The sequence below is a fragment of the Kribbella sp. NPDC048928 genome (genome assembly GCF_043197975.1).
Taxonomy (GTDB): Bacteria; Actinomycetota; Actinomycetes; order Propionibacteriales; family Kribbellaceae; genus Kribbella.
In genome coordinates this window covers 76,839-86,441 of the sequence record NZ_JBICUC010000011.1, presented here as the reverse complement: position 1 = coordinate 86,441, position 9,603 = coordinate 76,839, and the positions used below count along the sequence as shown (strand labels likewise).

6 protein-coding genes and 1 pseudogene are annotated in these 9,603 nt (G+C 65.1%); all 7 read right to left on the bottom strand.

Annotation, left to right across the window (positions count from 1 at the left end; translation table 11 throughout):
• Positions 1–4 precede the first annotated feature (4 nt).
• Positions 5–307, bottom strand: a pseudogene (locus tag ACGFI6_RS37135) (integrase core domain-containing protein); the annotation flags it as partial.
• Between the two features lie 382 nt (positions 308–689).
• Entirely contained in the window at positions 690–2,354 is a 1,665-nt protein-coding gene (locus ACGFI6_RS37130) for an ATP-binding protein (protein WP_393127168.1), read from the bottom strand.
• A 49-nt stretch (positions 2,355–2,403) separates the two neighbouring features.
• Positions 2,404–3,189, bottom strand: a complete 786-nt coding sequence (locus ACGFI6_RS37125; RefSeq protein WP_393127166.1) for a DUF6339 family protein — start codon at positions 3,187–3,189, stop codon at positions 2,404–2,406.
• Positions 3,186–4,085 (bottom strand): hypothetical protein, encoded by a 900-nt coding sequence (locus ACGFI6_RS37120; RefSeq protein WP_393127164.1) that lies wholly within the window; start codon positions 4,083–4,085, stop codon positions 3,186–3,188. Before ACGFI6_RS37120 ends, ACGFI6_RS37125 begins: the two co-directional genes overlap by 4 nt.
• Positions 4,082–5,938: a hypothetical protein gene (locus tag ACGFI6_RS37115; RefSeq protein WP_393127162.1), complete on the bottom strand. Its 1,857-nt coding sequence runs from the start codon at positions 5,936–5,938 to the stop codon at positions 4,082–4,084. The genes ACGFI6_RS37120 and ACGFI6_RS37115 overlap by 4 nt, the downstream gene beginning before the upstream one ends.
• The gene (locus ACGFI6_RS37110) at positions 5,938–6,948 is read right to left on the bottom strand and encodes a PD-(D/E)XK motif protein (RefSeq protein WP_393127160.1); all 1,011 of its coding nucleotides are present in this window, start codon (positions 6,946–6,948) and stop codon (positions 5,938–5,940) included. The genes ACGFI6_RS37115 and ACGFI6_RS37110 overlap by 1 nt, the downstream gene beginning before the upstream one ends.
• On the bottom strand, positions 6,945–9,536 hold the full coding sequence (locus ACGFI6_RS37105) for a Z1 domain-containing protein (RefSeq protein WP_393127158.1): 2,592 nt from the start codon (positions 9,534–9,536) through the stop codon (positions 6,945–6,947). The genes ACGFI6_RS37110 and ACGFI6_RS37105 overlap by 4 nt, the downstream gene beginning before the upstream one ends.
• Positions 9,537–9,603: the final 67 nt, after the last annotated feature.

Genomic DNA, 9,603 nt, shown 5'->3' with positions numbered 1-9,603 from the left:
TGCCGCTAGCGGTGTAGCTGGTCTCGTAGGTGTTCGGGGAGTGGTAGTGGCACCAGGAGTGCCGGCGGCGGGTGTTGTAGCGGACGAGCCAACGGAAGACCTGCCGGCGGCAGTTGGCCTGGTCGGGCCAGGTGTTGTGGTCTCGGAGGACCTCGCGTTTCAAGGTGGCGTTGAACGATTCGGCCAGGCTGTTGTCAGCGCTCGTCCCGATGGCGTCCATAGACTGGGTGACGCCCATGGACTGGGCGACGCCCAGTTCGTGGCAGAGCCGGGCGTAGTCCTTGGAGGTGTAGACCGCTCCGTGGTCGCAGATGGCGACCGGGTCAACGTGATCGATACGGCGACCGCGGCGCACAACCTCCCCCGGATGCTGCGGCGGTTCCGCACAGGCGAGGCCGAGCCACTCATCTTCGGTGACGACGGCCAGGCTGAGGGCGTGGTCGTGCCTTTCAACCGGTGGGAGCGACTCGAGGAGTCGGCGGCGGACGCCGAGCAAGCCGCGGACGCCCGCGCGGTCACTCGTCAGCGTCTGGCGACGAATCGCGTCGAGGACTACGTCTCGGCCGACGACGTCGCCGCAGAATTCGGATGGAACCTCGACAAAGACAACGAGCCGCCAGCCCCACGATGACGGCAAGGCTCACGACCGCCGTCCAGCGTCTGACCCCGAGTGCGGCGGACAGCTCTGTTCAAGCGTCCGAAGGCTCAGTTGCCCGTTCGAAGTGTCTGTACAGGTAGGACACTGTGCTCAGGGCGTCGAGGCAGTCCTGGTACGTCATCGCCCGGGTCTCGATCAACAGGAGTTCCTCCTCGTGGGCGATGGGATTGCGGAACGCGGCCACGACTCCGTCGGACAGCCGCCATTGGCCGTTACGGATCGCCTTCAGGGTGTTGAGGTCGAGGCCGGCACCCTCGTACGGACGGGTGACATCGATCTGCGCCGCCTCGTCACCGTTGACTTTGAACGCCTGGTTCACAATCGCAGCAGCTGCCTGGCCGTCCAGCCCGATGACCTTCTTGATGTCGTTCACGAACTTCTTGAGCGCCTCGGAGAGGGCAGCATGGAAGTGGCCGGACTCGTAGAACGAAGCCGAGACGGCCTTGATGGCCGGGTGAAGGTGTCGCCAGTGGAGATCGGCGTAGTCCGGGGCGATCGTCCGAAGACTCTTGAGCAGCGATGTTCGATCTCCGTCGTCCAGGGCGGAGTCGGGTGAGACCAGGATCGAGGCGGCGTCTCCGACCGCATCCCGCTCACTGCCTCGGATGGACCTCACCCAACTGTCGACGTCCACTCCGTGGTCCGTCTTGATCCGCTCCTTGTTGGCCTTCTGCCGAGCGCCTCTCCGCTCCCGGGAAGCCCACTGCAGAAGCCTGCGCAGGTATCCGTTGAGCTCCGTTGTGAGATCGCCGTCCCAGCTGATCGAGCGCCGATCTGTCGAGATCACGTCGGAGACGCCGTCATCGATGTAGTCGACGTCCAAGTACCCGGTGAGGTACGAGTACGCGTAGCTCGACTCCGACACACCGTAGAACTCCGGCTCGTTGGCGAGGCGTCCGTGAGCGTAGAGGGCGATCCCTCGATGCTCGGCTCCGACGGGCTTCTCTGCCGCGACGATGCGACCACGAATACGGTCATTCGGCAGCGCGTCTCTCAGCTCGACCGGTAGATCCTCCGGGACACGCCACTCCACGTCCTTCGCGAGCGAGTTGAGCCGCGAGTCACGATCGATCGGCCGACTGGTGCCGCCCGCGTCGATCACCTCGATCCGGAACTCGTCGTCGACGTAGCCGAAGAGTCGGCCGAGGCTGTGTGCGAGATCGCGTGCGTTGACGGGAGTACGTCGGCGAAGGTTGGTCAGTTCGACCCGTGTCCCGTGCTCGATCGGATCCGCAGCGCTCCGCGTCAGGTCCGGGTGGTACTCCGTCCCCGTCGCGTTCTTGATCTCCGTCCAACTGAGCGCCACATGCAGGTTCTCCGACGCCCCACTTCGCTTCGTCGTCAGCAGGATCGTCTCGCCGATCCCGAACAGAGCGAGCTTGCCCAGGCCTTTCTTACCGGCCACCGCGCGGCGGCCCGACTCCGAGCGCCCTTCGCCCTCGACCCTGCGGTTCCGCCCGATGCGCAGGTACTTCTCCCGCAGATCCCCGAGGTTCATGCCGTGGCCGTTGTCTTGGACGGTGACCGATCGACCCCTCTCGTCCTCCCGCAGCAGGACCTGAACCTTCGTCGCGTCGGCGTCGTAGGCGTTCGCGATCAGCTCAGCCAGGGCGTTGGGGAGGTGCGAGTACATCTTGTAGCCGAGATGCTCGATGGTGAGGGGATCGAACTGCAACGTCAGATGTGATCTTGCCACTGGCTGTCCTTCTGTCTGCACCGGTACCACCCGAACGTTGCAACACGTATCACTTCGGTATTCCCGCCGACGTGTCCCGGCGTAACCGCCGGACCGCCTCAGTCGTCTCCTGAGCCACAGAGTGCAGTTCCCGGTCGAGGTCGCCAGGGTCCAGTGCCTCGAAGGCAACGAACGGACTGAGTCGCAACAGCCGTTGGAGGAAGTCGCGCAACACCGCTCGCTCTTCGAGACCCTCCAGGTCCAGCCCCGACCACGTCCGCAGGATTGCCTTCACCATCATCGGACTGTTGCCGAGCGCCTTGCGACGGGCGTAGATCTGGTCGAAGGCCGCCTCGCCGAGCACCTCGAGGGCCTTGTAGGAATCGGGTTCGTCCGGTGAGTGGATCAACTGGGAACGCCACCAGAGCCGTCCCAGCACGTGCCGGGTGATGTCGGTTCCGAGCACCCGGTCGCCGGGAGGGCGTGGATACCGCCAGTAGGAAAGGTCCGGCAGCAGTACCAGCGCGAGAAATGCCCAGACGTCACCCGAAGCCGCTTCGGCCGGAATGATCTTCATTCCGGCGTGCAGGTATTGCGCCAGCCGGAGATCGAACTCACGCCGCGCATCCCGCGACGACTCCGTCGGAAACCCGTGCTGCATGGCGAGTTGCAAGGCGCCGTCGCGAAGCTCTGCAAGCTGTCCGGTAGACACCCGGTCCCCGCCGGTGGCTGCATAGATGGCCGACTGGTGCGCCGTGTCGGCGCGCCGGCGAAGCTCTTGAACGTGCAGTTCCCTGAACTGCTCGTGCAGCGGGCCGGCCTGTTCGTTCAGCAGCCTGGGGTAGAGGAGGTTCACTCGACCTCCTCGAACAGTCGGACGGCGGCACGCAGCTCCGATGCGAAGTGGGCAGGAGACTGCTCCATCCGAAGTTTCAGGTCGATGAGCGAGACGCCTGGGAACATCCGCTCCAGCAGCGAGACGATCGTGGCGCCGAGAGCGCCTTCCGGGTACGGAGTCCCTTCAGTGAGCTCCTCCGACCGCAGTCCGTGCTCGACCATGGTCCGCGCGACGTCGCAGTAGACCGCCGACAACACAGCCTTGTCGACCGTGCGTGGCCGCGCCGCATTTTGGAACGCACGCACCATCGTGGAGTTGCGCTCGTTCACCAGAAGGATCATTCCGCCCATCGTCGCGGACGACAAGTTGCCGGAGATCTGGACATGCCATGCCGCATCGTTCGGGAACGAGGTCTTGCCGAAGTCGATCACCGAGATCGGGAACTGCGGCGCGTCGCCCTGCAGTTGAACCTCGTGTCGGTCGCGCCACAGGACCGAACCGGCCCGGCGCGGCGCGCCGGGATCTGGCTCTTCGTTGCGGGAGTCCAGGACGACGACAGTGTCGAGGGTCAAGCGGCCGCCGACCTCTGCCCCCGGAACCAGGACCTCGATCTCGCACACCTCCTCGTCGTGTCCGGAGAGTGCGACGCGACATCCGGGGGCGCGAAGTCCGGATCCGCTTGCGGTCCAGACGACTGCCAACGCCAGCGGCGCGCTCGGCGACAGCCCGGCACCGACGCGCAACGACTTGGCGTCGATCTCGACAGCTCGTCTCAGGACCAAGTTCGTCTGGTAGTCCCAGTCCGGAAGCTTGTCCGGCAGCGCCACGTGTTCCTCGCCCATGGCCAGTACCCAGCCGCCGGCGACCACCGTGTCGGTTGCCGGCAGCCGGTACGGCATTGCCTGTCGCGTCATTGGTCGATGTCCGATCGACTGGTGATCAGCACCTCGGTCATCGTGTCGTGCGCCGGCCGCACCAACACCCGCCAGGTGGCCCCGTCGCCGCCACGCAGTCGTGGAAACAGGTCCGCCAAGAGCTCCCCGTCATGGGACTGCCAGCCCAGAACCACGGGCTGGTCCGCGCCCATCGGTGGGTCCGTCTCACGCGCACCGGAGCCCGCAAGGACAGCCACGTTCGCAGTGACCAGTTGCAGGCCCTCGCCCGGCAGCCGGAATGCCTGGACGACGACGGTCTCGCCGTTGTACAGATCGAGGCCCGGATCGCCGACGTACTCGATCGACGTCTTTGTGACCACTGGTCGCGGAGACCCCTTCTTGTGGCGTCCGCCCTTCTTTCCGTCGGCGCCGCTCTGACCGCGACCCGACGATCCGAAATCGGTAGCTCCCCCGAGTCCGTCCACCCCGACCACCAGCGATGCGAAGTGGTTGCTCGCTGCACCTAGTGCCAGCGCGGCAGATCCTCCGCGTGCGGACCCGCCGAGCTCGAGCAAGCCGTCCAACGCCTCCTGGATGCGTCGGAACGTGGTACGGACGAACGTGTTCTCCGGTGACTGCAGAGACTGCGGGTTCCACCCGTCGTGCGTCGGCGGCTCGGCGCGAGCGTAGATGTCGTCCATCGCCTGGTCGGCGCGGAAGACGCCGGCATACGCGAGGAGCTCGCTCGGTGGCTTCGGTCCACGGTGGTACGTCACGACCAACTCGGCCGGGCGCATCAGACAGACGTGATGCACCAGAGTGTCCACTCCCGCCGTCAACCCCGCGTCAGTTGGCGATAAGGCCGGCGCCACCGTCTTGACCAGGCCCAGCCTTCCCAGAGTCTTCTTCGGACTGCGACACTCGAGAGTCTTGCCACCCTCTCCCAGCGATCGCCGATAAGCCTCGACGAAGAGGTCGAGAGGCCGTGTCGTCTCCGGGTCGGGCACGGGTACGTCGACACCGTTACAACGCACGGCAAACCGCATGGGCGGACGACCGTTGGGACGTGCGAGCATCTTCGGCCAGAGGTGCCACGCAACAGTTTCCGCCAGGTACTCCGCCGCCTCCTGGGAACCCCGGTCCTCGAGGATCGGGTCCAGGACGACGACGTCCGTACCGGTCTCGTCGTCCGCGAAAGGTTCCAGCCCGAGTCTGCGCGCAGCTTCGACCGCGTCCGCGTCGACCAGCGGCTCGACGACGTCACCACTCACGTCGCCCCACCAATGCCGACCGGTATACCGTCGGTCGGCCGTCCCGTCCTTGCCGACATAACTCTTCCAGAGGGCGCAACCGATCAGTCGCGTCTGCAGGCGTCCGTTCCCGTCGTCGCACCGGGTGTGTAGCAGGACGGTGCCTGCGGTCGACAACAGGTAGAAGATTCCCTTGCCGAAACCGTAGGTACCACCACCGAACTCCTTGTCCCTCGGCTCCCCGATGTTGCGTACGAACGAGATGAAGTCGTGGTTGTCGCCGTGCAGCACATCCGCACGTGTCGGCCCCCCGAGACCGCTGGTCCCGCGGTCGGAGACCGTCAGTGTGCGAATGTCGGACTTTCGCAGAATCCGGCGCAATGGAAGATCCCCGTCGAGCGGAGCGTTGCGCAGCAGCAGATCACGCCAGGTGGCCAGGTGCGCAGCACTGACGGCCCCGATCGACAGCCGGAAGTCGACGCTGCGTACGTCGGTGCGACGCGCATCCCACGAGTTCTGAGCGGACTCCCTGACCAGGATCGTCAACAGGTCCAGCTCGGGTCTGCCGAGCTGATTGCGGATTCCTTCGGCCGCGCTCGCGCCCTCGGGAGGAAATGTCTGGGACGACCATGCCGTCGACATCACGCCCCCTCTCGCAGCAGCGCAGCAACAAAGCTGCCCGCATCCTCGTCGTCGAGCGGCACCGGTGGCTCGGAAGACAGATCGATCGTGTAGGTGACGTCGGTGACGTTGATCGGCAGACCGGCGGCCGTCAGCTCGCTGACGACGAGTCTGGGAAACCCGGCGTCGACCGCGTAGCGACGCTCTTCGAGCACCGAGAATCGGCTGTCCTCGTATTGGGTTGCATCGACGAACCGGTAGCCCGCCGCGGACAACGACGAACGGATCGCGCTCTCGTCCTCACAGAGGTCGAGCACATGCTTGGCGATCTCGTTGAGTGTCCGACCGCCGGCGATTCCGAGTTCGAGCCGGATCCAGTACAGGTGCAGGCCTCCCGCGGGGGCGTCGAGTTGATCGAGGCCGTGGATCCGTGCCCGCCTACCATCGGTGGCCAACGACGACTTGACCTCGACCGAGTACTGCGCCGAGGCGAAGTCGTGCCGATGCCCGAGAGGCCCCCTCCAGAGTCGATGGGCACCCGGGTCTCGTCCGAGCAACCTTTCCAGGAACAACAGTTCGCCGAACAGGCCGGCCTGCTGCTCGGGTCGCAGTAAGTTGCTCTTCGTCTGGAACAGCGCACGCCATCTGTCGAGCTGCCGGTAGAGCGCCTTCAGCGCATCCTTGGGCTGCTCTTCGACCTCTGCCAACACGTCTGCACAGAGGCCGGTGAAGACGTCGTTAAGGTCCGGGCGCGCGCAGCACAGATCGGCGAACGTGCCTCGAGCGGCCGCGTCCTCGAGTGACATCTTCCTAAGTACGAGGGCCGGGCCGTCCAGTCCGCCGCGAACCTTCCGGCGCGGCTCGATCGGCACCAGGATGTGCCGGTTACCGGCGCGATCGACCGCCGCGACCACCGGTCCGACGGCCGTCTCGACAGGCAGATCGGCGACGCGGAACTCCGAAACGGAAGGTCCGCCGCTTTCCAGTGCCTCCCAGTGCTGCTGCACCACCTCGCGCAGCGTGACGGTCACGCCGGCTCCTCGGCGTTCAGCGCCTCGAAGTCCTCTTCCTCGATGTCGATCTTGGACAGGTCTGCCGAGATGTACTTCCATTCGATCGGGCTGTCGACGCCTGGCTGCGGGAACACCAGGCCGACGCCGATCACATCTGCCTCCGCGTCGAGCGGCTTACGCTGCTTCTTCCCCGGTGCGACCGGCTTGGGCTTCGAGGTCTTGTCGATGGGGTAGAGGACGATCAGACCGCGGTCCGGCAACTGGTCGAGGCGCGCCTGTTTGATCTCCTCCTCCGTGAACTTGCCGTTTTCACCGGCCAGATCGAGCGCCGCGTCCCGTCGACTCATGAGCGTCTTGATGTCGGCAAAGTCGTCCTCGAACGAGTTGTCGGCGCTTTGCCCATCCAAATCGAGGCGGGCACGAACGATACGACCGACCTCGACCTCAGGTGCGAACTTGAAGTTGCCAAGGTCGGAATCGACAGGATTACCGACGATCGCGATGTTCCATCGCGACAGCGAGTCGGCCTCCCGTTTCCGGCGCTCGATGTAGCGGATCAGCAGGTCGGAGTCGCACTCCTGCGACTTCTCGTGGAACTGGTAGGCCCGCAGAAAGTCCAGAACGTGCTCGCTCGGCACGTTCCGGAACACGTGGCGACCGTTCTTGGCGTCCGGCTCGTGCTCGCCGGACTCTTTCGCCCGCGCAACAAGGTCCTTCGCCGCATTCTGGTTGACGTTCAGCCAGTCCTCGGTCCGCCGGAAGTACCTGGTCTGGACGCGCTGCCCGCCGTACGCGGACATCGCAGGGACCGCGTCCTTCATCTTTGCAGCCGTCGTGACGCGCAGGGCCGGATGGGTCCGCAAGCGTACTGCGAACGTCAGCGGGTCCTTGTCCTCGATCATGTACAGATCGATGTCCCGACGCATCTCCGTCTCGACCGTCGCCAGGTGCCGGAACCAGTCCTGCAGTTCGTCCGTCATCCAGATCCGGGGAAGGTCGGCGTACCCGTCGCGGTACCCGAACCAACGCCCCATCTGCAGGAGCGTGTCGTAGGCCGACACGGCACGGACGAAGTAGCTCACGGACAAGCCTTCGAGAGTCAGACCTCGCGACAGCGTGTTCCCGCCGACAGCAATCGCGACGACCGGGCCGGACTCGTAGTCCAGCCGATCCTCGCTGCTCGAGTTGTCCATGATGATCTTGCAGTCGTCGACGACACCCGGCAGTTCCCGGAGCAGCTCGTCGAAAGTGACCGGGAGCTCACCGAACTCGGTCGCGGAGACCGTCATGCTCTCCGCGTCCCACAAAGACCGGAGCCTGTGGAGTACGTCCGCCGAATCCAATCCTGCTCTGAGCTCCTGGCGCAGGTCCTCGAGCGGCTTCCGGAACCGGTTGTGAACAACCGTATTGACGCTCGTGTGGATCAGCATCGTGCTGTGCTTGACCCCGGTACCGCGGACCCTACGGGCAGCGGTACTCAGCCAGAAGTACTCGATCGCCGATCTCAGCGTGGGCGTCAGCGTCGGCTGGAACGACTCGATGTCGACCCGACGCATCGGCCGGACCAACTCCACGTCCGACTCGGGGACGGTACGGATCATGTCGTACCCGTCGTCGACATCCTCCGGGCTCTCGCCGTCGAGCGCGTACCGACCGAAGACGACCTCCGTACCGAAGTGTCCGAACGGCTTGGGCAGGTTGACGATGAAGTCGCGCGGATAGAAGTCGCCGCCTGCGCTCGGGTCGATCAGGAGATTGGCGAAGGGTGACGCCGTGTACCCGACGTACGCCGACTTCGGCAGAATCCCGAGAACCTCCTGAATCAGCGGGTTGATCGTCTTGGTGGCAACGGTCGCCTGATCGGCCTCGTCGTCGATGACCAGCGCCGGGCAGTCCCCCAGGTACTGCGAGGCTGACCGCAGCCAATCGGCGAACTTCCGCAGGACGGTCGCGTTCTTCTTGACCACGCACAGGACGTGCGTGCGGTTGCTCCTGCCGAAGAATGATGCGGCGTTCGCGGTCGGGACGAAGTCCTTGTCCAGGTCGGTCAGCTGGGACCATCGGGTCGGATTCGGCTCGATGAGCTGCTGCACGAGACGGGCCTGGGTCTGGCGGCGCAGACCGTTGTGGATACCTGCAAGCACGATGAAGAGCTTGTAGCCACGATCTGCAGCCTTCGCCATGACCGCGGTGAAGTTCGTGGTCTTTCCGGACTGCACGTAGCCGACGACAAGTCCACGGGTAGAGAAGGTCCGCTCCTTCGGATGGCTCAGCAGCGAGACCACCTTGGTCGACGCCGCATCGAGGGCGTCGATCGCCGGATCCTGCTTCCATCCCGAGGCCACGAGCCGATCGACCAGGGCCGGCCAGCACTTGTCGCCGGATCTCGGGCCCGTGTACCAGGTGTATCGGTTACCTTCGTAGACCACGCGAGGCTCGTCCATCTCGCGGATCTCGATCACCCGCTGCTCGTGGCGCTCGATGATCCGTTGGATCACCTCGTCCTGCAGACCGAGGACCTCGAGGGACTTGACCGCCTCCTCCGGTGTCCTGGTCTCGAGCAGGTCCCGGAACACCTCGTACTTGGCATCGATCTCGTCACTCATCGGTTCCCCACGCTCGACGCTCATCGGCTCGACAACTAGCGGACCGGTCTCCGGTTCCGCCGGCCGC